Source organism: Paenibacillus sp. FSL L8-0641, assembly GCF_038006265.1.
GTDB classification, from domain to species: domain Bacteria; phylum Bacillota; class Bacilli; order Paenibacillales; family Paenibacillaceae; genus Paenibacillus; species Paenibacillus polymyxa_D.
The window spans coordinates 2,039,061-2,064,287 of the sequence record NZ_JBBOUW010000001.1 but is presented as its reverse complement, the minus strand read 5'-3'; the positions used below and the strand labels follow the sequence as shown (position 1 = coordinate 2,064,287).

Annotated in this window: 25 protein-coding genes and 1 other annotated feature; of the genes, 5 read left to right on the top strand and 20 right to left on the bottom strand. The window is 43.6% G+C overall.

The window, feature by feature from the left end; all coding sequences use genetic code 11:
• Positions 1-16: 16 nt before the first annotated feature.
• The 3 genes from MKY16_RS09410 to MKY16_RS09400 are packed head-to-tail and all read right to left on the bottom strand — an operon-like array spanning position 17 to position 2,205.
• Entirely contained in the window at positions 17-1,240 is a 1,224-nt protein-coding gene (locus tag MKY16_RS09410) for an MFS transporter (RefSeq protein WP_340955124.1), read from the bottom strand.
• A gap of 2 nt (positions 1,241-1,242) precedes the next feature.
• On the bottom strand, positions 1,243-1,803 hold the full coding sequence (locus MKY16_RS09405; RefSeq protein WP_029516763.1) for a GNAT family N-acetyltransferase: 561 nt from the start codon (positions 1,801-1,803) through the stop codon (positions 1,243-1,245).
• Between the two features lie 39 nt (positions 1,804-1,842).
• Positions 1,843-2,205, bottom strand: a complete 363-nt coding sequence (locus MKY16_RS09400; RefSeq protein ID WP_069011357.1) for a DUF2500 domain-containing protein — start codon at positions 2,203-2,205, stop codon at positions 1,843-1,845.
• 407 nt (positions 2,206-2,612) lie between these two features.
• On the opposite strand from MKY16_RS09400, the gene nrdI reads away from it, so the two are divergent.
• From nrdI to nrdF, 3 genes are all read left to right on the top strand, one after another.
• A complete protein-coding gene (gene nrdI, locus MKY16_RS09395; RefSeq protein WP_016819181.1) occupies positions 2,613-2,972 on the top strand; it encodes a class Ib ribonucleoside-diphosphate reductase assembly flavoprotein NrdI in 360 nt (119 codons plus the stop codon).
• Entirely contained in the window at positions 2,959-5,043 is a 2,085-nt protein-coding gene (gene nrdE, locus MKY16_RS09390; protein ID WP_029516761.1) for a class 1b ribonucleoside-diphosphate reductase subunit alpha, read from the top strand. Before nrdI ends, nrdE begins: the two co-directional genes overlap by 14 nt.
• A 219-nt stretch (positions 5,044-5,262) precedes the next feature.
• A complete protein-coding gene (nrdF, locus tag MKY16_RS09385) occupies positions 5,263-6,228 on the top strand; it encodes a class 1b ribonucleoside-diphosphate reductase subunit beta (protein WP_340955122.1) in 966 nt (321 codons plus the stop codon).
• Between the two features lie 96 nt (positions 6,229-6,324).
• Here nrdF and MKY16_RS09380 read toward each other — a convergent pair whose 3' ends face one another.
• From MKY16_RS09380 to MKY16_RS09330, 11 genes are all read right to left on the bottom strand, one after another.
• The gene (locus tag MKY16_RS09380) at positions 6,325-7,575 is read right to left on the bottom strand and encodes an MFS transporter (RefSeq protein WP_340957561.1); all 1,251 of its coding nucleotides are present in this window, start codon (positions 7,573-7,575) and stop codon (positions 6,325-6,327) included.
• Positions 7,576-7,730: 155 nt separating this feature from the next.
• Entirely contained in the window at positions 7,731-8,204 is a 474-nt protein-coding gene (locus MKY16_RS09375) for a MarR family transcriptional regulator (RefSeq protein WP_307349631.1), read from the bottom strand.
• A gap of 165 nt (positions 8,205-8,369) precedes the next feature.
• The gene (locus MKY16_RS09370; protein ID WP_016819177.1) at positions 8,370-8,795 is read right to left on the bottom strand and encodes a VOC family protein; all 426 of its coding nucleotides are present in this window, start codon (positions 8,793-8,795) and stop codon (positions 8,370-8,372) included.
• A 92-nt stretch (positions 8,796-8,887) separates the two neighbouring features.
• On the bottom strand, positions 8,888-9,538 hold the full coding sequence (locus tag MKY16_RS09365) for a hypothetical protein (RefSeq protein ID WP_340955117.1): 651 nt from the start codon (positions 9,536-9,538) through the stop codon (positions 8,888-8,890).
• Between the two features lie 208 nt (positions 9,539-9,746).
• Positions 9,747-11,855 carry a class I SAM-dependent methyltransferase gene (locus MKY16_RS09360; RefSeq protein WP_340955115.1) on the bottom strand — a complete coding sequence of 703 codons (2,109 nt, stop codon included), beginning with the start codon at positions 11,853-11,855 and terminating at the stop codon, positions 9,747-9,749.
• Between the two features lie 328 nt (positions 11,856-12,183).
• On the bottom strand, positions 12,184-12,528 hold the full coding sequence (locus MKY16_RS09355) for a DUF3024 domain-containing protein (RefSeq protein ID WP_029516754.1): 345 nt from the start codon (positions 12,526-12,528) through the stop codon (positions 12,184-12,186).
• A 235-nt stretch (positions 12,529-12,763) separates the two neighbouring features.
• Complete coding sequence (locus MKY16_RS09350; RefSeq protein WP_029516753.1) at positions 12,764-13,735, bottom strand: glycoside hydrolase family 43 protein; 972 nt, start codon at positions 13,733-13,735, stop codon at positions 12,764-12,766.
• A gap of 40 nt (positions 13,736-13,775) precedes the next feature.
• Positions 13,776-15,161, bottom strand: a complete 1,386-nt coding sequence (locus MKY16_RS09345) for an arabinan endo-1,5-alpha-L-arabinosidase (protein WP_340957560.1) — start codon at positions 15,159-15,161, stop codon at positions 13,776-13,778.
• An 80-nt stretch (positions 15,162-15,241) separates the two neighbouring features.
• The gene (locus tag MKY16_RS09340) at positions 15,242-16,084 is read right to left on the bottom strand and encodes a carbohydrate ABC transporter permease (RefSeq protein ID WP_029516751.1); all 843 of its coding nucleotides are present in this window, start codon (positions 16,082-16,084) and stop codon (positions 15,242-15,244) included.
• 27 nt (positions 16,085-16,111) lie between these two features.
• Complete coding sequence (locus MKY16_RS09335) at positions 16,112-17,002, bottom strand: carbohydrate ABC transporter permease (RefSeq protein WP_013309768.1); 891 nt, start codon at positions 17,000-17,002, stop codon at positions 16,112-16,114.
• Positions 17,003-17,095: 93 nt separating this feature from the next.
• Positions 17,096-18,439: an ABC transporter substrate-binding protein gene (locus MKY16_RS09330; protein WP_029516750.1), complete on the bottom strand. Its 1,344-nt coding sequence runs from the start codon at positions 18,437-18,439 to the stop codon at positions 17,096-17,098.
• 509 nt (positions 18,440-18,948) lie between these two features.
• Between MKY16_RS09330 and MKY16_RS09325 the strand changes: the two genes are divergently transcribed.
• The gene (locus MKY16_RS09325; protein WP_029516749.1) at positions 18,949-19,878 is read left to right on the top strand and encodes an ArsR/SmtB family transcription factor; all 930 of its coding nucleotides are present in this window, start codon (positions 18,949-18,951) and stop codon (positions 19,876-19,878) included.
• A 56-nt stretch (positions 19,879-19,934) separates the two neighbouring features.
• Here MKY16_RS09325 and MKY16_RS09320 read toward each other — a convergent pair whose 3' ends face one another.
• Together MKY16_RS09320 and MKY16_RS09315 are read right to left on the bottom strand one after the other, a co-directional pair.
• The gene (locus MKY16_RS09320) at positions 19,935-20,645 is read right to left on the bottom strand and encodes a DUF1361 domain-containing protein (RefSeq protein ID WP_318626708.1); all 711 of its coding nucleotides are present in this window, start codon (positions 20,643-20,645) and stop codon (positions 19,935-19,937) included.
• Between the two features lie 95 nt (positions 20,646-20,740).
• On the bottom strand, positions 20,741-21,349 hold the full coding sequence (locus MKY16_RS09315; RefSeq protein ID WP_318626709.1) for a DUF1349 domain-containing protein: 609 nt from the start codon (positions 21,347-21,349) through the stop codon (positions 20,741-20,743).
• 189 nt (positions 21,350-21,538) lie between these two features.
• Positions 21,539-21,777 (top strand) — a binding site (T-box leader).
• A gap of 43 nt (positions 21,778-21,820) precedes the next feature.
• Here MKY16_RS09315 and MKY16_RS09310 point away from each other — a divergent pair.
• Positions 21,821-23,005: an aminotransferase class I/II-fold pyridoxal phosphate-dependent enzyme gene (locus tag MKY16_RS09310; RefSeq protein ID WP_029516747.1), complete on the top strand. Its 1,185-nt coding sequence runs from the start codon at positions 21,821-21,823 to the stop codon at positions 23,003-23,005.
• 46 nt (positions 23,006-23,051) lie between these two features.
• On the opposite strand, the gene MKY16_RS09305 is transcribed toward MKY16_RS09310, so the two are convergent.
• The 4 genes from MKY16_RS09305 to MKY16_RS09290 are packed head-to-tail and all read right to left on the bottom strand — an operon-like array spanning position 23,052 to position 25,110.
• Positions 23,052-23,525, bottom strand: a complete 474-nt coding sequence (locus tag MKY16_RS09305; protein ID WP_069011350.1) for an NUDIX hydrolase — start codon at positions 23,523-23,525, stop codon at positions 23,052-23,054.
• Complete coding sequence (locus MKY16_RS09300) at positions 23,515-24,075, bottom strand: O-acetyl-ADP-ribose deacetylase (protein WP_340955113.1); 561 nt, start codon at positions 24,073-24,075, stop codon at positions 23,515-23,517. The genes MKY16_RS09305 and MKY16_RS09300 overlap by 11 nt, the downstream gene beginning before the upstream one ends.
• 32 nt (positions 24,076-24,107) lie before the next feature.
• Entirely contained in the window at positions 24,108-24,500 is a 393-nt protein-coding gene (locus tag MKY16_RS09295; RefSeq protein WP_322251450.1) for a hypothetical protein, read from the bottom strand.
• Positions 24,501-24,522: 22 nt separating this feature from the next.
• Positions 24,523-25,110 carry a TetR/AcrR family transcriptional regulator gene (locus tag MKY16_RS09290; protein WP_340955110.1) on the bottom strand — a complete coding sequence of 196 codons (588 nt, stop codon included), beginning with the start codon at positions 25,108-25,110 and terminating at the stop codon, positions 24,523-24,525.
• Between the last annotated feature and the right edge of the window lie 117 nt (positions 25,111-25,227).

Sequence of the window (25,227 nt, the reverse complement as noted above, 5' to 3'; positions counted from 1 at the left end):
TCTACATTAACTATTATTACATATTCTGTTTGGTTTCTTTTTCTTTCCAAGAATTACTTTTCCCTGATACACGATTGACGTAAAACAATAAGATGATAGGAATCAACGCAATCCCCCCACACATTACCCAAGATATTTGAATAGGTGTTTGATCGGAAGACAAATCCGTAAAATTACGACTGATGATCCCTGTCATGATTAAACCTATGCACATGCCTAATTGTGAAATCGCAGAATCCAGAGATAGTAGTGTAGAACGATACTCATTAGAGATTCTTTTGTTCAGAAAAATTTGTTTGGCAACCGGGTACATGCCGCGCCCCATTTCATAGATCAAAAAGGTAAGCAGTACAGGATAAAATGTGTTGAACGCACCGGCAAAAATGAGCCATACTCCAATCATGCCGCAAGCATACATGAGTATATGTACATCACTGTATCGTGCGCCTAGCTTTCGAACCAGGTAGCTTCCCAAAGTCATACATAGTGAATACCCTGCCTTGATAAACCCCATAATCCAAATCCCTTGTTCGGAAAGGCCCACCAGACGTGGCTGTTGAAATGTATTTCCAGCCGAGTTTGAAAAGCTGATAAATAAGCCAATCATAAACACAATCCAGATAGACTTATTTTCAAAACCGATACGGACACTTTCTCCGATAATCGTTTTAATGCGGGTAGTGGACGTCTTTCGATGAGCCACATTCTCCTCATCCATATAAAAGAAGCATAGAAAAATGCATACAATAATAGATAAAATGCTAACCGCCCATGGAAGTGAATAGTTAAAAGTTGCGAGAAAGGCCCCCAACAGACCACAAATAAATCCTGAAATGTACTGTATACTGTTAGAGGTTGTAAAAAGAACTTCCATGGGCTTATCACTATTTTCCACAACCCATGATTCCAACGAACCTGATTGTAAACATATAGCCAGACCTCCAAAGACTTGCGCAAACACAAGCACCCCGATATGATCTGTCGAAACGAACAATACACTATAGGCTAGAAAACAACAAAGTCCCAAAATAACAGAGATTTTTCTTCCATACTTGTCTGCAATAGCCCCAGTAGGTATCTCAAACAGAAAAATACTTACAAAGAATACAACCAGTAAGAAGTTCGCACTCTGCAAAGAAAGTCCTTTAGCTAATAAAAAAAGGATGAGCGTAGTCCCCGTGATTTCACTCATAAAAAATTGAAGAAAGCTGACGGAGTAATATAGCTTATGAGGTTGCACTCTCAGGATTCCGTCGATTGCTGTGCAGCCTCATATTCACTTCGCAAAATCCCCATCTGAATAATGTCATAGTATCGCCCTTCCCTGAATAGCTTTTCCCGCAGCCGCCCTTCCTCCTTGAAGCCGCTGGCCAAATAGCAACGGTGTGCACGTTCATTGAACGCATAGACCTCCAGCTCCAGTCGATGTAGGTTCAGCGTATGAAATGCAAATTTTTGTAACAGCCGGATCGCTTCCCGTCCATAACCTTTGCCCAGATCACCGTCACGCCCGATCACAATTCCAAGGGTGGCATGCCGATTCACCCAGTTGATTTTAAATAAGTCCAGTTGTCCGATATAATCCAGGGTGTCTTTATGCGCAATGACAAAACCTTTGATCTCGGGGTTGCCGTCAATCATCATCTGTACAAAAGATTCACTATTCACCTGTGAATGCGGATAGATAAACACGTCGCTTAAACCACGTGTGATTTCCGGGTCATTGACCCATTTTCGGATATCTGGTATATCCTCTTGACGGTATTCTCTCAATACAACTCGTTTTCCAATGATATGCGGCATCGTAATCTTCCCTCCGATTATGTATTTGTTTAAGCACCTTTATGCTTCCATTACTCTCACAAACTCCAGAAAACGTGTACCTTTATAATGAAGCTCCCCACGATCCCCGATCACAATCATACCAAAGTCCCTATCCTTCACCTCCAGCTCCTTACGCTCACCCCCGTCAAACTCAAAGGTGATATAATAATAGGTCGAAGCTGAAAAATCGCCTGATCCCCCACGCACTCTCGTCCGTTTATCCACAACCTTACATGAACGTTGTACCCGTTCGGCTGCTTGATTGGACAGGCCCGCTCCGATCGTTTTGACAATTCCCATAATCATTACAAAAGCAATGAGTCCAAATACGATAAAAAAGATCGTATTAAACGATTGAACTTCCATAGAATCACTTCCCATTCACTTCATCCTTTCTACAGTAAAATGTAAATTTTCCATTCAATTGCCCATTGACAAATCGTACATCTTCACCCTCAAAAACTCCAATACTTTTTTAACATACTTACGAAAAAAAAGTTCTTTCGCTCTTTTCCGCACCCCGCTTGGACTTCTACCCGATCTGGGTCCTCTGATCCCCTCTAGACCGATTGACAAAACTATATATAGATATAAAATAGAGAATGTACTCTAAATATAGTGTAAAAAACGTATTTATGACCGATATCTTGAAGATACAGGTATGAAAATACATGTAAATATAGAGTCAAAAATTTAAAATGGCACAGTCAGCAAGGGATTAGAGCTATGATGGATCTCGGGCAATGCCGTTTTCTTTTTTTCGTTAATTGTTAAGGAGGATGCATACCATGCTGATTGCTTATGATTCCAAGACCGGCAATGTAAAAAGATTTATAAACAAGCTCAAGCTTCCAGCGGTTCAGATCGAGGAGCAAATGACTATAGAAGAGCCTTACGTACTTATTACATATACAACCGGGTTTGGGCAGATACCTGAGAGGGTATCTTCCTTTTTGAAAAAAAACGCACAAAACCTTGTTGGTGTAGCTGCAAGCGGCAACCGTAACTGGGGTGAGAAATTTGCCAAAAGTGCGGATTTGATTGCCGACCACTATAATGTCCCCGTGATTAGTAAATTTGAATTATCTGGAACGTTCGGAGATGTAGAGCGTTTTAAACAGGAGGTGAGCCGAGTTGCGGCATATTGAATTGAACAACATGTTGATGAAACGCGATACAGACGGCTTTTTCCAATTGGAAAAGGACCAAGAGGCTGTAGCAGAATTTATGAAGGAAGTTCAGGAACGGAGTTTGAAGTTTGCTGACACAGCCGCTCAAGTGCTGTATATGATTGAGAATGATTATTATGAGAATTTCTACAACAGCTATACGGCTGACGAAATTAATGATATTTTCCATATCACTCATAGCTATAATTTTAAATTCCCTTCCTATATGGCAGCATCCAAGTTTTATACCGATTATGCAATGAAGAGTAATGACCGTAAAGTCTATCTGGAACATTACCCTGATCGGGTTGCCGCGGTTGCCCTGCATTTGGGACGCGGTAACGCGGATACGGCACGCCTGTTGTCCCGCTCGATGATGGAGCAACGTCTCCAGCCAGCGACACCAACGTTCCTGAATGCAGGCAAAAGCCGCCGTGGGGAATTGGTATCCTGCTTCTTGCTCGAAATGGACGACTCCCTGAACTCGATCAACTATGTGCTAAACACTTGCATGCAGTTGTCCAAAATCGGCGGCGGTGTTGCCGTTAACCTGTCGAAGCTGCGGGCACGCGGCGAAGCGATTAAAGGCGTAGAAGGCGCAGCAAAAGGCATTATGCCTGTGCTGAAGCTGATGGAAGACGGCTTCTCTTATGCGGATCAAATGGGGCAACGTAAAGGCTCTGGGGCAGCCTATTACAACATTTTCGGATGGGATGTGCTGGAGTTTCTGGATAGCAAAAAAATCAATGCTGACGAAAGAGTACGTCTTAAGACACTTTCGATTGGATTGCTGGTGCCAAATCGCTTTTACAAGCTGGCTCAAGATAACGAACCGCTGCATGTATTTGCTCCTTACAGTGTGTTCAAAGCCTATGGAACACATCTGGACGACATGGATTTGGATGAAATGTACGACACGCTGCTCGCCGACGATCGGGTGAAGAAAAAAATAGCGATGAGCGCACGTGACATGCTGACGAAAATTGCCATGATTCAGTTGGAGTCTGGTTATCCATATATCATGAACAAAAGTAACGCGAACCAGGCACATGCTCTTAAAAACGTGGGTCAAGTCAAGATGTCGAACTTATGCACGGAAATCTTCCAGTTGCAGGAAACTTCCGAAATTACAGATTACGGACAACAGGATACTATCCGCCGGGACGTGAGCTGTAATCTGGCTTCTCTGAACATTGTAAATGTGATGGAGCATGGCAAAATCCGCGAATCCGTTCACGAGGGTATGATTGCTCTTACTTCGGTCAGCGATATGACCCAAGTAGCTAATGCACCAGGTGTCGCGAAAGCGAACCGTGAAATGCATTCCGTCGGTTTGGGTGTCATGAATCTGCACGGCTACTTTGCCAAGAACAAAATTGCGTATGAAAGCAATGAAGCAAAAGACTTTGTCCGTACCTTCTTCATGACGATGAACTATCATTCCATCGAAAAGAGTATGGAAATCGCGAAAGCGGCTGGACAAAGCTTTTATGGATTTGAGGAATCGGATTATGCGACAGGCGTATATTTTGACCGATACCTGAACACAGATTATCGTCCAACAACTGCACGTGTGCAAGAGTTATTCAAGGGCATCTATGTTCCGACTACAGCGGACTGGGACAAATTAAAAGCAGATGTGATGAAAAATGGCCTGTACCACGCCTATCGTATGGCAATTGCGCCGACTGCCAGCATTTCGTACATTCAAAATGCAACATCCAGTGTTATGCCGATTGTTGAGCAGATTGAAACCCGTACCTATGCCAATTCGACGACCTACTATCCAATGCCTTATTTGCAAAAGGATAACGTGTTCTTCTATAAATCTGCTTATCAAATGGACCAATTCAAAGTGCTGGATCTGATTGCAGAAATCCAGCCGCATGTGGACCAAGGAATTTCGACCGTGCTTCATGTGAACAGTGACGTGACTACGCGTCAGTTAGCACGTTGCTATCTGTACGCCGCACACAAAGGACTTAAATCGTTATACTACACACGCACTAAAAAGCTGTCTGTGGAAGAGTGTCTCACCTGCTCCATCTAAAGCATAAATGGTAACAAGCTGTAGTATAAAAATTAGATTTTAAATAGATATGGATGCTTTGCATTAGAAGCTGTATCCAGCGTGTGGTTTAGACCTTTACGGGACTGGACAAGACCCTCGCGGATACAGCTTCCGTATGTCAAGCATACGATGATTCGCCTGCACTATTTCAATGTGTGTTTCTAGGGAATCTCGCAAGCTGAAGGGAGAATGCTAACAATGACAGGTATACAAGCCGTAAACTGGAATCGCTCGGACGATGATTTTACACTGATGTTCTGGAACCAGAACATCATGCAATTTTGGACGGATGATGAAATCCCGTTGTCTGACGATAAAATGTCCTGGGTAACCCTCAGTGATATCGAAAAAGAAGCCTACATGAAGGTGCTGGGCGGATTAACACTGCTGGATACCATTCAAGGCGGTGTAGGTATGCCGCAAATTATGGAGCATGTGGACGGACTGCAACGCAAAGCCGTACTAAGCTTTATGGCGATGATGGAACAAATCCATGCCAAGTCGTACAGTAGCATCTTTACAACGCTAGCTTCCACGGAAGAAATTGACGGTGTATTCCGCTGGGTGGAAGAAAATCCACATCTCCAAACCAAAGCAGAAACCATTCGTCAATATTATATGAATATCCACACACCGAAAGACCTCTATCTCGCGATGGCTGCGTCGGTGCTGTTAGAAAGCTATTTGTTTTATAGCGGCTTCTTCTATCCTCTTTATCTGGCGGGCCAGGGCAAGCTGACATGTAGTGGAGAAATTATCGATTTGATCTTACGGGACGAAAGTATTCACGGTGTGTACGTAGGTGTACTGGCACAGGAGATTTATGCAGAATTGGACGAGGAAGAACAACGTGATCTTTACCAGACGCTGGTAGGCTTGCTGCGCTACTTGCATAATAACGAGGAACAATACACCGAGCAAATTTACACCCCTATTAGACTCGTAGACGATGTGAAAGTCTTTTTGCGCTATAATGCCAACAAGGCCATGATGAACTTGGGCTTTGATCCACTGTTTGAAGAAGAAGAAGTTAATCCCATTGTATTCAACGGCATCAGCACCCATACTAAGCAGCATGATTTCTTTTCTAAAAAAGGAAACGGCTATGTGCGGGCGATGAATGTAGAGCCGCTGACAGATGATGATTTTAATTTTGGCGTATAAGTACAATTACGTAAAACTGTAAAAAAATAGGGTTTCAGAACTTGTCCCTGAGTTCTGAAACCCTATTGCCTAAATAAAGTAGATAGTTTACATATTTCAGGATTTTGCAAAATCCTCATTTACATGCGTTCGCTTATATAAAACTGGTATTGCCGCTGCTATAAGGATCATACCCATAAAAGCGGGTGCGGCATGACCCAGTGATACATAGATTTGACCTCCAATAATAGGCCCAATCATTCTTGCTAAAGCCTGAATAGATTGACTACCTCCTTGAATCCTTCCTTGTTCACTAGAATCGACAGACTTGGAGAGCATCCCGTTGAATGAAGGCCCAAAGATCGAATCACCAAAACCAAATATAAACATTCCAGCGATAAAAAGAGGATAGAATGAGAACAAAGTAGATAGCGCAATAAGACTGTAACCTATAATCTCCGAAACCATTCCAAGAATGGCTATCTGTTTATCATTAAGTTTTATCAAAAGCTTGGGCATGATGAAACCTTGTGAAATGATGTCTTGGAAACCCATAATTGAAAACATAAGTCCGATTAGTGCAGGCTTCCAACTGAAAGTATCCATTGTAAATTGTGAAAAAACGGCCTGTAAAGATCCGTTGGGTATCCAAAGTAAGAACGCAGAGACAAGTAGCCTGTTTAAGTTTTTCATGGAAAGCAGGTTTGCAAGCTGTGTAAATGGATTCAGTCTTACAAAGGTAATCTCTTTCAGTCTATGTTTCTTGTCAAGGCTCTCAGGCATAAAAAAGAATCCATAAACAACGTTCAATAAAGTGATGATTGCTCCAAAATACATGGGTACAGAATAACCAAACTTGGCAAGTAATCCGCCTAGAGTTGGCCCAATGACAGTGCCTATACCTACAACCGCACTCACCCATCCAAAGTATTTGGTTCTCTGTTCTGGAGGAATGATGTCTGCAAAATAGGCGAAGATCGTGCTTATGCTCCCGCCTGTTAACCCTTCTATGATGCGCCCAGCAAATAGCACCCATAGAGCTCCTCCTATGCCAAAAACCAAGTACCCAATTGCGGAACCCAAAAGGCATACTAAGAGCAATGGACGACGGCCATATTTGTCGCTCAAAGCGCCAAGTACGGGAGCCGCAAAAAACACGCAGAATGCATAAACAGAGGTCAGCAACGTAACAACTATAGCTTGTTCTCCCGGACTGCTTGTATAAGGCTGCACTAAGAATGGGACGACAGGTGTTATGATACTGAAGCCTATTCCGCAAAGAAATACAGAGATAAGGCCGAATATTAAAGCGTGTTTATCTACGGTTTGTTCTGTGTTCTGTTCATTGTGTGATCTACATTTGAACACTTCATTTCTCCCCTTAAAGGTTTCGATTTCACTTCCTTGGAAGCAAAAACATCGTATCACAATTTTGCTTCCTCGGCAACAAAATAATAACAAAAAAATACAGCCCGTTCTCAATAGAGCCCGGCTGCCTATGGTTTGATTTTCATTATTCAAATTTATTCCATCTTAATATCTATACCCTGCTTCTTTATTTCTGCATCCAAATGCCTACTATACTTTTCCAAGAAGCTAATCATACTATCAAATTGTTCTTCGGTTACCTGCTCAAATACGGCTTTATCCCGCTCTTGAAACTCTTTGTGTAGTTCCTCATGGATTTTATAGATTACTTTCCCTTCCTCAGTAAGCCTAAAATAGATTTCTTTCTTGTTATCCGGCTTCTGGTAGCTTTCGATAATGCCTTTTTTTATAAGCTTCTTAGTTATTTTACTTATGGCACCGGTAGTCATATAAAGGGACTCCGCAAGCTTTGTCACGTTGGAATCTACATTTCTTTCAATGTATTCGATGCAATGTACTTCAGAAGGCTTATAACCCTTAAGGCTGTCTTCCATCTTATCCTTATTGAGCCAAACCATCTTGTTAAATAAGTCCCTGAAACCCACTATGACCTGTTCTTCTTTGTTCATGGCCTGTCCTCCCACCCGTGGTGCATTAACAATACAATATAGTATACTTTTGTTTCTATTTCAACAATATTAAAATAATTATTTTAGGAATTGAGCACGAGGGCATACACGCAAAAAAAAACGGCCAGATCGCTAAAGTAGCAGAATCGAGCCGCTTTACATTTCTTAAGACCGAGCCTCAGTGAACATTTGAAAAGTGACACCAAACTTGTCTGTTACATTCCCATAAGCTGGACTAAAATGGGTTTCCTGCAAGGGCATTCCCACCTGTCCTCCTTGCTGTAGAGCATCAAACATTTTTTGAGCTTGCTCCACACTATCGGTTGTAATACAGATACTCACCTGATTCCCGCTGCTAAACGGTGATCCGGGAAAGGTATCAGAAAACATGAGCTCTGTCTCACCCACTTTAAGGGTAGCATGTCCCACACGTTCCTTGACCTCTGCAGGAATGGGAAAATCGGGGTTTTCCGGCATTTCCCCAAAGGTTTGAATAAAAAGCAGTTGAGCATCCAATGCCTTTTCATAAAATTCGATTGCTTCTTTTGCATTTCCATCCATCGTGATGTAAGGAATCAAACGTTTGGACATCTTCAACACAGCTCCTTTAATTCGAGGTGATTAACCCAGCCATTTCTCCTGTATTATATACAAAACTTGGCAAGAAAAACAAATCTGTATTCTTAGCTTTCATGCACCTGAACGCCAAGCTGCTTTAGCTCCTTTATCGCTTCCGTAACGTTACGCTGTGGATGAAGCGCAGAGATCATCTGTGAAGTGATCGGAACGCCGTTGAAAATCTGGCTTACCACCCCTAGAGAAATCGGCAACTCATAGTAACTCTCAGCCCAATCCTGATATTCCTCCGGTGTAACTATAATTTTCCCCAGCAAAAAGGATGAGCCATCGTCATATCCCTCAGGAAAGTTCGCGTTGCCCATACGCCACTCCTTATCTCCCGCTTCCCTCCACATACAAAAGGTAACGTCCTCTTTCTCCAGTGCTTCATCTTCCAAAAGCTCCATCATATCATCAGGCACACCGTCGTACATGCCCGGCCAGACCTCATATTCTTCTCTCGCATGAGGACTTACAGGGGATTCGTGGTTAAAACCCTTCAACAGCACACCTCCACGCGTCCATAGCATATGAATTGTATCTCCAGCGCCGTTGTTTACCTCACCCAGGCACACATCACCAGACCACTCAGACTGTATACGATATGTGCGTAACCAATCTTCTGGAGACAATATAATGTCCAGCGCTGACAGCAGCAGCATTCTGTCTTTTAAACCACTTGGCGTTAGCTGTGCATCAAGCATCATATTCTTCATCATTCCCCCACTTTGTTCATGCGACTAAGAATTCATCTGTCCCTACCTATATCTTTCAAGCTTTGCCCGCTCAACCATCTGCCGAACGAATGGCCCTTTGGCTTCGGTATACGCTGCACGGTCATATTTGAATGCATAGCTTTCTAAAAAATGCCTTCTAATCGTGCTTGGCACAAATCAGAAGGCATTCTCTTGTTCAAATCAAAAATCATTCAGCAACTCCAGCCCTATTATTCGGCTTCTCAATCACGATCAGACAGGTACTGTCTGGCAAAGAAACCTGCTGGCCCTGCTCATCCATGAACTCAACACGTCTGGACAGCGCCTCGGCATAGCCCTCCTGTAAATAGTGGCGGCTCACGCGGATAATCGCTTGTGATCCAAGTGTGTTACGGATACACTCTTCATACTGTGACGGGGTAAAATAACCAAACTGCTCCTGCACTTCATGCACATAGGCTTCCGCCCCCCATGTATAGGTATATAAAAATTCCATTGCATCGTTCACTGGTAAAACAGCCTCATGCTCCCCCACACGCTCTATTTCAATGTGGCGACCTGCAAAATCTTGCGCATACCGTATCAGCCATTCCATTCCATCCGGCTCCAAGAATCGAATTCGTCTGCGCTGCTCTACTGGTTCGGTCATAATCCCGTCACGAATGATGATACGACCGCCGGGTGCAAGCACACGATAGGCGCTCTGCAGAGCTGCCTCCACTGTTTGTGGATTGAACCGAATTCCATCTCGTTCGATGTAGGAATAGAGCTCGTGAAGAATCGAAGAGAAGATGACCGTGTCCATACTCCCCGTTTCCACATATTCCTCTAACCGAAGCGCATCCCCTTTGATGACATCCCAACGATGGCGCTCCAATTGCTTTTTACGTTTAAGTGCCTCAATGACATTCACAGAAATATCAAGACCTAATGGCTTCGCATCTGGTCTTTCCTGTTCGATCAGATCCAGCAGTACACCCCCGCCGGGTCCAATATCCAGTATGCGGGTTCCAGTCACATAATCTAAAATGACCCTTTTGTAATCTACGGTCTGGTTCATATCTGTAAGGTACGTTTCCTCATTGTGAAAGCGATCATACGCATCGCGCCGTAATCCGAACAGATCGAACAGCAGCAGGACTGCTTTGTCATACAGAGGCGTTTTTTCTGCCTCAATACAAAAGTCAATCAGTTTCTCAGCCGCAGATGAAAATACAAAATTAAAAAATACAGTACTCGGTAGCTCTTCTTTATGCTCCACGATCACACTCAAATGAGGATTATGCTTCCGTTTTCCTTTTGAAATGTCCTGCCAAGACAGTGCACTTAAATATTTTTCTATCATTCGTTTTTTATATACGTTAATTTTCTTGACACCACGATAGTCATAATACATCGTATTCATGAGCGATTCGAAACTGATATGGCGAACGGTCGCAGGCTGTTCCTGTCCTGTGCCATCCTTTAATGTGAGTAAAAATACCTTTACCAGTTCTTGAAGTGAAAAATCCTGCAAAGCTGATTCTACATACCAAAGTGTCCGATTCTCCAACGGAGCTAGCGCCTTCTCTACATTCAACTCCCGCTCTAGTTCTGTGTAAGCCTGCTCGAACGGCTCCCCTTCATGAATGGAAACCGACCGTAATCTTTCGAGTCGCTCCTTTACACTCCAGACTACAGGTGCGTTATCCCATGCAATCCAGCCGATCAGCTGCTCCACTTCACTTCGTACTTGGTCCCATAATGCAGGTTCCACCCCGGCGATAATACACTCGTTCAGGGCCCGTAAAACAAGCTCTAGTTCCTCATGGCTCAGCCAGCCCTTACGAGTAATTTCAAGCAGCAGTCGATTTTCAGCAAAAGGAATTTCCCCCCGTATATATTGCCCGATCAATCCATGCGTCTCAATCAGAATTCGGGTCATGCTATTGCGCGGGTAAGCAGGGGACTCCGCTTGGGCCTGTCTGACATACAGTTGGGAGGATCCGATATTATGTACAAATAAATTAATACCCTCATGCTGCCAGCGTAGCCGTTCGCGGACTGTGCCTCCTTTGGCTGTCTCAGACCATACCAATACATCCTCCAGTAGCTCTTTAACCCAGAATGACAATGGAAGTCCGTCCAAAATAAGCAACGTACGCTCCACGTAATCCAGTACAGGATTGGCATCCTTTAACTCACCTATAGATCGAATGCGTTCCAAATTTACAATACGCTCCTCAGCCGAAACAAGCAGCTTTAACCAAGTCGGTGTATCCCAGGCCAGATCATTTTCTTTCCTGTAATTAGCAATGGCTTTTAACGATTGCAACATTTTTCTCACCTCGTGTGATTCGGATTCGGTATGCACAGGAGACTTTGAATAAGACATTTGGATTAAAACCTTGTATATACTACACTTTACCATACATTTGTAACTTCCACCTCGTGGAAAATATTAAACATTTGTATCAATCAACCGCTTGACATACTTTCCAAACGCACACATAACCCTCAAGTGCACTAGACAGTGCCACTTCAGACAAAACAAATGACCGTAACTTCCATATAAGGAATTACGGTCAGCCTGTTTATTTCCATATACAGTTTAACGACACGACTCCCACTACCTCCATCTTCCGAACTTATCATTCTGTACTTCGTTAACCTGTCCAAAAAATACCTGCATGATCTATTTCTACCTGTTCGAGCTGTTCTTCAAAGCACGGATTAGGTGCAATCTCTTTTACACGCTGCCAGCTTTCAGCCTCTTGCCGGGCATATACATGCCAATGATTTTCTTCCCAGCGAAATTGGACAATGTCCGTGCGATCCCACAACTCAGTTTCATTAGAAGGCCTTTCCTCCGTCAAGATCAAACAGTTATCCTCTATTTGATAAATGAGCCGCACGTCAGAACGCACGTAGCCTGGCACCTTTAGCGCAATATAGCCATTCAGCAGGTATTCAACCTTTTTAACGGTAAACGGATCAATCCGTTCGTTCACGAGATTTCCACCCCTTGATCAATTCGTAAATATTACGATTTAAATATAGCAGAAATCGAAGTTTTTGAAAAGAGTCCTTCATGCCGTCCCAAAATCAAAAAGATATCCTCCAGCCTGAAGGCTCAGAAGATATCTCATTACTCTTGTTATACGCAGCCGAATCATAATCCCCTATGATTTCTAGAAAGTTAAAGTGCCACTGTGCAACACGTCAACCATCTATAATAAATTTCGCTTATTTATCAACAGAAACGCCATCTGGTACTGGAATACCAAAATCAGGTGTTCCATCTTCTTTCCAGTAGAACGGCTGCACACGTGTATGACGATTCGGATCATACAGCGGGTCGCCTGTAATTTCCTTGTAATTCCGGGCGTGATATACGATTACATCGCTACCATCAGCAGCAACCGTAAAACTGTTATGACCTGGCCCGAATTGTCCTGTTTCCTCATGGGTGCAGAATACCGGCTGAGGTGATTTCGTCCATGATTTCGGATCAAGTAAATCCGCATTCTCATCTGCCGTCAACAGACCCATGCAATAATTGTGGTCTGTGGCGCTAGCTGAATAACTGATAAAGATCCGCCCGTTCCGTTTCAGAACCGCTGCTCCTTCATTCACCTTAAAACCGATGATTTCCCAATCATATTCAGGAGTGGAGATCATCACCTGCTCACCGCGCAACGTCCATGGATTGCTCATTTCGGAAATATACAGATTGGAATTACCGACGATGTCAGGGTCCTTCTGAGCCCACACATAATACAAAACTCCATTATGCTGGAAGGTTGTCGCATCGAGAGCGAACGTCTCCCAACGGGTTTTGATCTGTCCTTTTTCCACCCATTCCCCTTCCAGAGGATTAGCTGAATCATTTTCAAGCACGAACATCCGGTGGTCGAACAGGCCTTCCTTCGTTTCTGTTGTACGAGCTGCTGCAAAATAAATGTACCATTTGTCGTTTATATAGTGAATTTCCGGTGCCCAAATGTTCGCACTTAACGGGCCCGTTTCATATTTGTGCCACACTGCGACAGGCTCTGCTGTACTCAAGCCTTGAATAGTACTTGCTCGTCGAACCTCAATGCGGTCATACTCTGGTACAGATCCGGTGAAATAATAGTATCCGTCACTATGCTTGTAAATCCAAGGGTCTGCCCGTTGCTCAATGACCGGATTATTAAAGGGTACAGTTTGATTCATGGTTATTCTCTCCTCTATGTGTAGTATGTAGTTCATACAATTAATCGCTGATACGCTTTCCCCAAATGGAAATTCCCTTTTCATTCATACCCGTGAAAATTAAAGTATGGCGACCAAGCTCCCAGTCCCATGAAGGAAGCAATAACAATTCTTCCTTAGTTCCTTCGGATGTATTGCTCCAATCTATTGTTAGAGTACGCTTGCCATCAAAGCTCCAGTGACCTTCAAGAGAACCGCTGGTTGCCCGCCCTCCATCTTTCAGACGGAGCGGTTCAGCTTCCACTTGGCCGTCTACTTCCTGCTTTATCACGATGCGCTCCCAGTTGCCGGATAATAGCCTTTTGGGTATATCCTGCTCCTTTTCGCCGGCATAGCGCTCTGGAGAGACGACCGGCCAGCCCTCTGCCGTCCACAATATTCTGCGTACATGCAGGTACGGCCAGCTCTTGTCCGTTTCTCCTCGCGCATGATGTACAATATAATAATCCGCACCGTCCTTCAGGACAGAATTGTGACCTGGCGCAACCCAGCCTTCTCCTTCGCTGAACCGATAACCGCCCAATACCTTGTTTCCAATCTCGTATTGAGGCAAATAGCTGGTATCTGCCATATCATGTCCATTCATGTCCACATAAGGGCCTGTGATAGAATCTGAACGGGCAACGCGAACATTGTAGTCCTCAAACAAAGAATCATACGAGACGAACAAGTAGTATTTACGGAACATTGGATTGTACACAATGTATGGTCCTTCTACAGCACCGTCCTCAGTTGCCCGATCTCTGGCAGCGATATTTTTACCATAGCCAGATTCTTTGAGCTTTCCAGTCTGGGGATCAAGCGGTGTAATATAAATACCGCCGAAAAAAGAGCCGTATACCATCCATGGATTACCCTCTGCATCCAGCACCGGATTGGCATCAATCGCATTCAGCTTGTCATGCTCTTCCGTTTTAACGACCAGCCCCTCATCCTTCCAAGGGCCTTCCGGGGAGCTGGATGTCTGCAATCCGATCGCAGACCGTGTGCTGCCAAAGGTAGAAGCAGAGTAATACATCCGATAGGTATCACCCATCTTGATGATGTCCGGTGCCCACAGATTGGTTGCCGATGACCACGATTCTGCTTCCTTTGGAATGCCGGGGAGTGCATACTGCACCCAATTCCAATGAATCAGATCAGTCGATTTGCGTACCATAACACCAGGTCTCAATTCTCCACCTGTCTTTACATCCGTTGAGTAGACATAATAGCCTTGATCCGTTTTGATAATCGCCGGGTCATGTGCATTGTTAATGGTCCAGCGCTGTTCATCGTTAATCGTACTTTGATCATACAAGTGATCGGGAGGCGGAGCCTGCGGATACACAGGGTCCGGAGTGTTATCCCCACAGCCAGATAGACCCAGCATGAGCAGCATAACCATAACTGTTATTCTCCTCCTTCCTTTACCCATTACATATTGTAACTGCCTTACATCATTCATGCGTACCCTCCAAGTGTCAATTAACCTTTGACACCCGAAATAGCAACCGATTCAATAATTTGTTTCTGGAAGATCAAGAATATAATCAGTACAGGTAACAAGGCTATTATTGATGCTGCCATTATAAGCGGATAGTCCGTCTGAATGGCGTAAGTCGCATTAAAATTCGCGATAACCAGTTGCAGTGTCTGCGTTTCTGGTGAGTTCAAGTAAATAATCGGTGCCAAATAATCGTTCCAAATCCCCATGAACCATAAAATAAGCTGTGCCGCAACTGCTGGCTTAATGAGCGGGAACGTTATCGACGAATAGAGTCGGAAATAAGAACTTCCGTCAATTTTCGCAGCTTCGATAATGGCATCCGGTACACTAAGCAAGTACTGCCGCAGGAAAAAGATCATAACTACATTTCCGAACAAACCCGGAACGATCAGAGGCAAAAGTGTATCGACCCAGCCAAGTTTGGAAAACATCATAAACTGTGGAATCATAACCGTTGGGTATGGAATCATCATAGATGCGATGAGTGCCAAAAACAGTTTGTTTTTATGAGGGAATCTCAGCTTTGCAAATGCAAAAGCGGCCACACTGGATGTAAAGGTACCCACAACGGTAACACTTACAGCCACAATCACGCTGTTCTTGATCCCGCTTAACAAAGGTCCTGCTTCCCAAATTTCCTTATACTTGCCAAACTGGAACACCTCTGGTATCCATACTGGTGGAAGAGCAAAGACATCCTGCTTTTCTTTCACTGAAGTGGACAGCATCCAAAGCAGCGGGGCGATCATCACAATCGCTCCAATCGCTAGTGCAATAAAGATAATGATATTGGTAACTTTCGTTTTTTGACTATGGGACATAATCAGACTCACTCCTTTCCGCGAAAATCAATCCCCATCAAAGGACGATTTTTCATTCATTTTGAATTGAATCAAAGTTACGATAAAAATGAAGATGCCGAGAATCATAGCCATCGCGGAGGCATATCCCATTTGCAGGTTTTTAAATGCCTTATCCCAAATATAAAAGACGATTGAGGCGGATGAGTATTCCGGACCCCCTGTAGGTGTCATAATGTTCATTTCAGTAAAGATTTGCGAACCACCAATGATATTAGTTACGACCAGGAAGAAGGTTACTGGTTTCACCATTGGCCATGTGATATTGCGGAACATTTGGAATCCGCTAGCTCCATCTAGCTCTGCTGCTTCATAATAAGAGCGAGACACGCTCTGCAGGGCTGCCAAATATAGCAGCATCGTATATCCGAGACCCTTCCAGACGGTCATGAGAATCAAGGCCGGTTTGACCGTATCCTTATCCATCAGCCAGTTAGGACCCTTAATACCGAATATTTCGAGGAATTGGTTCACCAAACCATAGTCCCCGTTGTATGCCCAGTTCCACATAATAGAAACGGCAGCCAACGAAGAAATAACCGGGATATAGTAAATCACACGAAATGTTGTCGTACCTGGAATCTTGCGATTCAAACCTAGTGCCAGCAGTAAAGCTAGTACAAGACCGATTGGAATACCTAGCATTAAGAAAAGAGTATTGTACATCGATTTATAAAAGAGCTCATCGCTAAATAAATCTTTAAAATTGTCGAGACCAATAAAGTTCATTTGTCCCAATCCGTCCCAATCTGTAAAAGAGCCGTATAATGAATAGACAAACGGGAATAACGTAAAGATTAGCAGACCGAGAATAGGTGGAAGAATAAATAAGTATCCATATACCTTCTCTTTGCGGTAGAGATTAGATTTGGTTATCACAGGGCTCACCTCTGTTTCTAATTTGGAATGAAGATGATGTTAGCAGCATGATATTCAGCCACTAACATCATCCTTTTTTCCTCTATTTACGCATTATTTCTGTGATTTTTTCTCTTGCTCCACCGCTTTATCCAGCAGTTTCTGCATCTTCGGTTGTTCTTGTTTCACATAATCTGCCGCCGTAATTTTACCATCCAGCACAGGTTGAATATCTGTGAAGAAAATATCGTACCATTCTGCATTATACGTATAGTTGCCTGGTAATGAGCGTCCATAGTCATTTACGATATCAATAAATTCTTGTTTATTGTTAGGCTTGGTTTTCGTATCTTTGGACCATTCATCAGCCATGTCCAGCAGATTCGGAATTTGTACCTTGGCATCTACGAGCTGCTTCATTCCTTCTTTAGAAGTCGTCAGATAGTTAACCAGTTCAACAGCTTCATCCGGGTATTTTGTTTTAGAGGAAACGCCGATACCCAGAGAACCGATCCATGTTGCTGATTTGCCAGTCGATCCGGCTGGGAACGGCAGTAAATCATATTCGAATGGCAATTTTTCAAATGTACTCATATCCCAAGGACCTACCGGGAAGAATGCCATTTCGCCCTTCATCCAACGTTGGTATGTGTCCAATGTTTGTGATTGTTCAATACCAGGTGTGATTTTATATTTGTTTTGCATGTCAGCAAAGTACTGAAGCGCTTCCGCAAATTTCGGATCATCAATCGTTACTTTCGTTTTGCTCTCATCCAGCCAATCAGCCCCATTACTCCATACAAAGGCTTGCAATGCCCACTGAACGTTAAAACCTGTACCGTATTGATCTGGCTTGCCGTCACCATTGGTATCTTTGGTCAACTCTTGGCTAACCTTGATAAATTCATCCCATGTATACGGTTTGTCTTTGTCAGGCAATGGAACGCCCGCTTTTTCGAACATCGTTTTGTTGTAGCCAAGTGCGAATGGACCTAAGTCCTTCGGCATACCGTAAATATCTCCTTGACCGGCCATTTTACCGTCATAGCGATACAAATCTATACCGTATTTCCAGATGTTATCCAGTTTAATATCCTTGTTCTTCTCAATGTAAGGAGTGAGATTCTTCAATACCCCACTGTTTACATAAGCTTTCACATCTCCAGGGGCAAAGTAAAAGATATCTGGAAGATTATTTCCTGTGATCGCAGCTCTTAGCTTTGTAGCATATTGATCCGCTGCCGTCACGACCATTTTAACCTTTACGCCAGGATGTTCCTCTTCAAATTTCTTGATTACTTCCTTATAAGCCTTTTGTTCATCTGTGCCACCACGGAACATGAATGTCAGTTCCTTACTTCCATCACTACTGGAACTTCCCCCACTACAACCAGCCAGTGCAGCCACCATTAACAACAGAACAACCATTGTTATTGCAAAACCTTTTTTCTTTATCAACGCGACCCCTCCTAAATTTAAATGAAACCGCATACATTTAGTGTTAAAATAACTTCATACCACTCGGCCTAATCTTTAACTGTGCGGTACACAACCCGTTGTTGATTGCCGCTGTGATTATCATCCCTCTCATGTACCATATAATTAACATTTTACTTTATCAATAATGAATTCGTTTACAAACAAAATATAGCATGCCTTTCCTCGGTTCGTCAATGTATTTTTCAATCTTTTTAAATAATTATAAAACATAGATTAGAGTAACATGGAAAGCAAAATTAAATCGTATTTAAGTTAACTTTTATCGAAATAATCAGTGATAAAGCTTAAATACGATTTATTTTTGAAGTAATTCTTAATTCGGAGTTTAATTTGCTCCCCTCTTTATTTAGTAAAAAAAAATTTACAAAAAAGCAGTTTACTTCTTTTTGATTTTATTTTAACATAAATCAAAGTAAATATATAAGCGCTTACATCACAATTTTTATAGATAAGGATGGTCTATAGCTATGATTTATATTAAGGACTTAATGTCAGGATTAGATATTTTTAAAGCACTGGGTTCAGAAATCCGCATTCAAATTCTCGAGTTACTTGCCTACCAGGGACAAAGTATGAATGACATTGCTAACAAACTTAATTTGAGCAACGGTACCATTACAATGCATATTCGAAAATTGGAAGAATGCGGCCTTGTGGAGATCAATACCGTGAGCGGCAAGCACGGCACCCGAAAAATGTGCTATTTGAACAAGGATAAACTGATGGTAGATTTGCGCAGTAGAGAACAAAAAAATGTGTATGAGGTTGAGATTCGCGTAGGTCATTATAGTAACTATCAAGCGTCCCCCACTTGTGGATTGGTGACCCGAGACAGCATTATCGGCGATTTTGATGATCCACGCTATTTTGCAGATCCCGGGCGGCTGGAGTCGGAAATGATCTGGATGGCTGAGGGCTTTTTGGAATACCGTATCCCCAACTATCTGAAAGCGAATCAATCCTTTAAAGAAATTCAATTCTCCGCAGAACTGGGCTCAGAAGCACCCTGCTATTGTGAGGAATATCCCTCCGACATTTGTTTTCACATTAACGGTATCCCTATTGGGCACTGGACCAGCGCCGGAGATTTTGGAGAAGTGCCGGGGGTTCTCAATCCAGATTGGTGGCCACCGCATCTGAATCAATATGGTATGCTCAAATTAATTCGCATCAATCAACAAGGCAGCTTCATTGACGGGTGCCGCATTTCCGAGGTCACAATAGATGATATTAACCTTAACTATAAAAGCGACATTACACTCCGTCTATCTGTAACCGATGAATCAGAAAACAAAGGAGGACTCACTATTTTTGGCAAAAGATTCGGGAATTTCAGTCAGGATCTGCTTGTGCGCGTGCTTTACGATGTGCATGGGGAGGACAACGCCAACTCCTGACTCGCCACATGTAAAAATAGGCCGAAGCCTGTATTCATGGAATACATGTCCTCGGCCTAAACATCCTGATCCTCACTTAAAGAGATATAGATCAATAAATAAAAAATGACTGCTATCCCAAACACCAGCCAGCAAAAGGACAGCAAATGAAGCCTAGGTCCAGCATATACTCCCCATCTCCAAATATCCGTAAGGAGCACCAGTGGCTGCAACAACACATCCCAGCTATTCCAGCGAGCAAATCTGCCTATATATACGCCTATGCTGTCCAGCCACAACAACACCAAAACTACAGCCCATGCGAGCCCCTTTGAACAAATCCTCCTCAGCATATGATGGATCACCAACACACAAAGGGATGTAAGAAAAAGGCCAAGCCCTGCTGCTGAAAAAGACGTAAATAAGATTAACCAAAATTGGGTGTTCAACCAAAAACGTGTATCAGGATTCACATCGTAAAAACGAAACGCATGAAGTAACTCAGTCACCAAATAAAGAGCATTCGGCAGAAAAAACAACCATACCATTGAGGAGAAAAATAAAAGAATACTCCTCACTTTTGTACTTCGCAGTCTGGATAAAGCCATCATGCCGAGAGTGATAAAGACCGGAACCCAGGCCAGGAATATATCCCAGTACAGAAATTGATACATCCTCGTTCCGCTTGTGGACTGTAAATACATAATGAGCCCGAAACAGCCCAACGTAGCTACAAGCAGCACTCCCAACAAACCGGGCAGCTTGTAACCCTTCCTTCTTAACAGCAAGTTTCCATCTACCTCCTGCCTGAGTTACGTATATGCGTCTTTTCTAATCCTAATTTTATAACGCTTTCATATTAAGAAAGAGGGTCTTTGTCTGTTTACTCCACGTTTCGTATGTCCTCAGATACATGGTTTGTTATCGTCAAGGCATCAAAGGTAACAGCACAGCCCTCCCCCACGGGAGATTGAGCAACAACTCCGACTTTTAGCTGGTTAGGAACATTCATCCCAAAATATCTCGCCAGCTTCCAATGCTGACCATCTGATGAATAATGAAATGCAAAGCAATTTCCAGCTCGTGCCACTCGTAAATACGGATTGGACACGTCCATCGCCCCAGAGATACAATCATCAGATGTATCCCGAGTGACCACACTAAGAATAGATGGAGTGTTTTCGAAATATTCAAAACACAGCTTAGCCCAGCGGGTATCATCCGCCATTATCATCAAACATCCTGAATCATAAGGCTGCTTCATATCAACACGAACCCTCGTCCATATTGTAAAATCACCTTGAAGCGTTGTATGCAAAAAGGGTGCGGACGATTTAGTCGCTGCGCCGGACGGATCCCTAAAGAAATCTGCCTGTGAAGGTGCAAAAATTTGCAAAGACTTGGTATCATCAAATCTCCATTCTGTCGGCTCATTGTTCCAGCTCCAATCCGCCGGCAAAACTTCACCGCTAAAGCGTTCAAATACGTTCATATGGATACCATTCCTCTCTGGCAATATAGTCATATAATACATTGAAATCTGGGGCACAATCCCCTTGATACCACTATATACGTTATTTTCCAGTCGTCAATAATGATGATATGTCTTTAAAGTTTATGAAAAAAAGACTTGCCATCCTGAAATGTTGTGCTTATAATTACACCTAACTTGATACAGTAACAAATTTCAATGACGAGAACGAGTAAGCTATACAGCGGATTTGCAGAGAGTTGGGGCAGGTGAAAGCCAACATTCCGAGGGTAGCCGAACGCCATCTCTGAGAAGCGGGCTGAACCTGAAGTAAGCTCTGCCGCCTTTCCAGCGTTAACCGGAACACGTATTGATGGATACGTGAACAGAGTGTCATTTCCTATGGAATGAAACTAGGGTGGTAACACGGGTATAAACTCGTCCCTTTTACAGGGGCGGGTTTTTTTGTTTTTCAAAAAGGAGGAAATCATCATGACAAATGTATCGACAGTAGTATCTATAACCGATTTTTTGACTCCAGCTGTACGGGAAATGCCGCCTTCAGGCATCCGTAAGTTTTTCGAATATAGTACAGGCAGAAAAGATATTGTATCGCTTGGTGTCGGTGAACCCGACTTTGTAACCCCTCAACATGTCAGAAAGGCCTGTATCACAGCACTGGAAAATGGCAAAACATCATACACACCAAATGCCGGTCTTCCTGAGCTTCGTGAGGAGATTGCCGGGTATCTGGAGAGCAACTTCAACACATCCTACAACCCGACAGATGAAATCATGGTTACCATTGGCAGCAGTGAAGCCCTAGATTTGGCACTACGCGCCCTCATCTCAACACACGATGAAATACTCATTCCGGCTCCATGTTATATTTCGTATTCGCCCATCACGTTTCTGAACGGAGGACATACCGTAACGGTTGAAACCTCTGCGAATCAGCAGTTCAAGCTGACAGCTGAGGCACTTCAAGCCAAGCTGACTCCACGATCCAAAGTGCTTATTCTCTGTTACCCGAATAATCCAACGGGTGGGGTGATGACCTATGAGGATTGGCTACCGATTGCCCGCCTGGTTGAGGAGCATAATCTTGTCGTCATATCAGACGAAATTTATGCTGAACTGACCTATGGACAGAAGCATGTAAGCTTCGCTGCTCTGCCAGGAATGAAAGAGCGCACCCTGCTCATCAGCGGCTTTTCCAAAGCATTTGCGATGACAGGCTGGAGGGTCGGCTATGTGTGTGGCCCCAGAGAGTTGATTTCAGCTATGCTGAAGATTCATCAATATACCGCCATGTGCGCTCCTATTATCGGGCAAATTGCCGCTATTGAATCCCTGCGTAACGGGCTGGAGGAAAAAGATCGTATGATGGAGTCCTACAATCTGCGTAGAAAATGGTTCGTTGAAGGCCTATGTCAGACAGGACTGCCATGTCACGAACCAAACGGTGCCTTCTATGCTTTTCCCTCCATTATGCACACAGGGTTAAACTCAGAGCAGTTTGCCAAGCGGTTGCTGGAAGAAGAAGGAGTCATTACTGTACCCGGTTCCGCATTTGGCTCAGGCGGCGAGGGCTTTATCCGCTGCTCGTATGCATCATCGCGAGATCAGTTGGAAATGGCTTTGGAGCGCATTAGCGCATTTTTGAAGCGCCTGTAAATGCGATTTTTCCTATCTTGAAATGAACATGAGTACTGGATGAACCCTACTGTAACAGCTTCTGAATAAGCTTTTTCTGGTGTGCTGGCAAGCCTTCCGGCCATTCCCCTACACGGCAATAACAAATGTCGGAGATTTCGGCGCTTGGTCGGAAAGTACCCGGGATAACCCGGCCTGTGAAAATGAGATCCACACGGTTCGGCGTCTGACCAAACTGGGCTTGTGCTAATGAGGTGATCTCTACCTCCAGCCCGGTTTCTTCTCGGACTTCGCGCTGTAGTGCGATTTCCGGCTGCTCTAGCTCCATCCAGCCACCGGGAATTCCCCATGGTTGCTTCCGATATACGTGCTTTAATAGCAGCACTTCCCCGGCATCATTCGTAAAAATGCCCAACACAGCAATCAAAAATTTGTGCTGCGCCCGATACACCAATGCATTTTTCAATCGAGTGAACGGCGTGTGCTTATACATGAATACAAGCCAATCCCGTGGAATTTTATTTACCAGCTTAGCCAGCATCGTGCACCTCCTGTTGAGCATTACGGCTGTATAACTGAGCATTTTCCGCATCAAAACAAACAAAAATAATCTCATTCAAACCGGCATGTTCACGTACAAAACGTGTCACTTCCTGTATAGCAATATCCGCCGCCTTTTCTTTGGGGAAACGGTAGATGCCTGTGCTGATATTCGGAAAGGCAATGCTTCGTGCATTCAGTTTTAAAGCTAATTGGAGTGTATTATGGTAGCATTTCGCCAATAGCTCCTCTTCCCGATGGTCGCCACCATTCCACACAGGGCCGACGGTATGAATAACATATTGGGCATCCAGCTTGCCAGCTGTGGTATAAACTGCCTCTCCTACGGGACATCCACCCTTCTTGTTTCTGATACTTACACAATCTTCTAAGATAGCCGGACCGCCAGCCCTATGAATCGCGCCGTCTACGCCACCGCCACCCAGCAAGCTTGTATTGGCTGCATTGACAATAATATCCGCCTTACAACGGGTAATATCCCCTTGCATCACACGTATTGTCACGTTTAATAGTTCAATTTGGGTATCCATTGATCCTCTCTCTCTTCTAAAAATCAACTCGTTTATATAGTCATCTTATAGTCTCTACAGGCAATTTCTACTATATCGTCATAGGTTTTCAACATATAGTGCTTTAGATTTTTCCCCCGTGCGCTTGCTATTGTAGCTAATAACGGCGTATCTATAAGCTCATCAAAGCTGCTGCCCTGCGTATATTCCCGTTCAGACATGTGCAAAGCGACGTCCAATTCAATCATGTTGAAGTAGTAGACTTCTGTAAATATCAGTTCATAAGGCACAAAATCATCTGCTGCTTCCGTTGCCAGCCCCCCATTAATCTCTCCCTTTAAAATCAGCTCCTTCTTCGAATAATTCATATGCACATGGTCCAAATAGATCGCATCTCGTCCATACAATACTCCAATCGGGGTTTGAACGGCCTTTATCTGTGGCATCCACGCTACCCTCCCTTCATCTCTATTTCCCATCCAGCAACATAAGTGCGGTCGCAACCGCATGATCCACAAAAGAACGCTCTGGGCGTGATTTCATCATCACGGTAATCCCGATTAACAAAGAGACCAACATATGCGCCAAAGCCCGTGCATCCATAGTCGCCTCAAGCTCCCCAGATTGAATACCACGTTCGAGGGTCTCCTGAAAGACAGCAGAAAGATACATTTGATGTTCTCTAGTTAAAATTTCGAATTTTTCATCATGAGGGGCTAATTCTACCATCGTGTTGATGCAAAAACATCCCTTATTGGGTCCTTCCTCGTACTCTTCTGCCACCACTCCTCCAAAAAAATTGTAAAATGCTTCTTTTACAGATGAACTATTTTGCAGTTTAGTCCTTACACAAGCTGCATGAGATTGCGTATATTTGCGCAGTGCGGCTTCGAATAATTGCTTCTTGTCTCCAAAAGCAGCGTAAATGCTAGGACGCTGAATTCCCATTTTGAAGGTTAAATCGCTTAAAGAGGTAGCCTCGAATCCTTTTTCCCAAAAAATTTGCATCGCTGCATCCAACGCTTGATCTTCATCAAATTCCCGTGGTCGAACCATAAGCAGCTCCTTCTTTTCGTATCGTTCAGTATATTAAGATTGTATGATTACGAAAAGGAACTGTCAAATATGTGCAGAATAAACTCTTGACATAACATATATGCACGAGTTATATTG

Excerpts from the sequence above, each read along its gene's own strand:
- MKY16_RS09405 (WP_029516763.1), bottom strand. The coding sequence starts at position 1,803 with ATGCCGCATATCATTGGAAAACGAGTTGTATTGAGAGAATACCGTCAA.
- MKY16_RS09400 (WP_069011357.1), bottom strand. The coding sequence starts at position 2,205 with ATGGGAAGTGATTCTATGGAAGTTCAATCGTTTAATACGATCTTTTTT.
- nrdI (WP_016819181.1), top strand. The coding sequence starts at position 2,613 with ATGCTGATTGCTTATGATTCCAAGACCGGCAATGTAAAAAGATTTATA.
- nrdF (WP_340955122.1), top strand. The coding sequence starts at position 5,263 with ATGACAGGTATACAAGCCGTAAACTGGAATCGCTCGGACGATGATTTT.
- MKY16_RS09375 (WP_307349631.1), bottom strand. The coding sequence starts at position 8,204 with ATGAACAAAGAAGAACAGGTCATAGTGGGTTTCAGGGACTTATTTAAC.
- MKY16_RS09370 (WP_016819177.1), bottom strand. The coding sequence starts at position 8,795 with ATGTCCAAACGTTTGATTCCTTACATCACGATGGATGGAAATGCAAAA.
- MKY16_RS09365 (WP_340955117.1), bottom strand. The coding sequence starts at position 9,538 with ATGAAGAATATGATGCTTGATGCACAGCTAACGCCAAGTGGTTTAAAA.
- MKY16_RS09360 (WP_340955115.1), bottom strand. The coding sequence starts at position 11,855 with ATGTTGCAATCGTTAAAAGCCATTGCTAATTACAGGAAAGAAAATGAT.
- MKY16_RS09350 (WP_029516753.1), bottom strand. The coding sequence starts at position 13,735 with ATGAATCAAACTGTACCCTTTAATAATCCGGTCATTGAGCAACGGGCA.
- MKY16_RS09345 (WP_340957560.1), bottom strand. The coding sequence starts at position 15,161 with ATGGTTATGCTGCTCATGCTGGGTCTATCTGGCTGTGGGGATAACACT.
- MKY16_RS09340 (WP_029516751.1), bottom strand. The coding sequence starts at position 16,084 with ATGTCCCATAGTCAAAAAACGAAAGTTACCAATATCATTATCTTTATT.
- MKY16_RS09325 (WP_029516749.1), top strand. The coding sequence starts at position 18,949 with ATGATTTATATTAAGGACTTAATGTCAGGATTAGATATTTTTAAAGCA.
- MKY16_RS09315 (WP_318626709.1), bottom strand. The coding sequence starts at position 21,349 with ATGAACGTATTTGAACGCTTTAGCGGTGAAGTTTTGCCGGCGGATTGG.
- MKY16_RS09310 (WP_029516747.1), top strand. The coding sequence starts at position 21,821 with ATGACAAATGTATCGACAGTAGTATCTATAACCGATTTTTTGACTCCA.
- MKY16_RS09305 (WP_069011350.1), bottom strand. The coding sequence starts at position 23,525 with ATGCTGGCTAAGCTGGTAAATAAAATTCCACGGGATTGGCTTGTATTC.
- MKY16_RS09300 (WP_340955113.1), bottom strand. The coding sequence starts at position 24,075 with ATGGATACCCAAATTGAACTATTAAACGTGACAATACGTGTGATGCAA.
- MKY16_RS09295 (WP_322251450.1), bottom strand. The coding sequence starts at position 24,500 with ATGCCACAGATAAAGGCCGTTCAAACCCCGATTGGAGTATTGTATGGA.
- MKY16_RS09290 (WP_340955110.1), bottom strand. The coding sequence starts at position 25,110 with ATGGTTCGACCACGGGAATTTGATGAAGATCAAGCGTTGGATGCAGCG.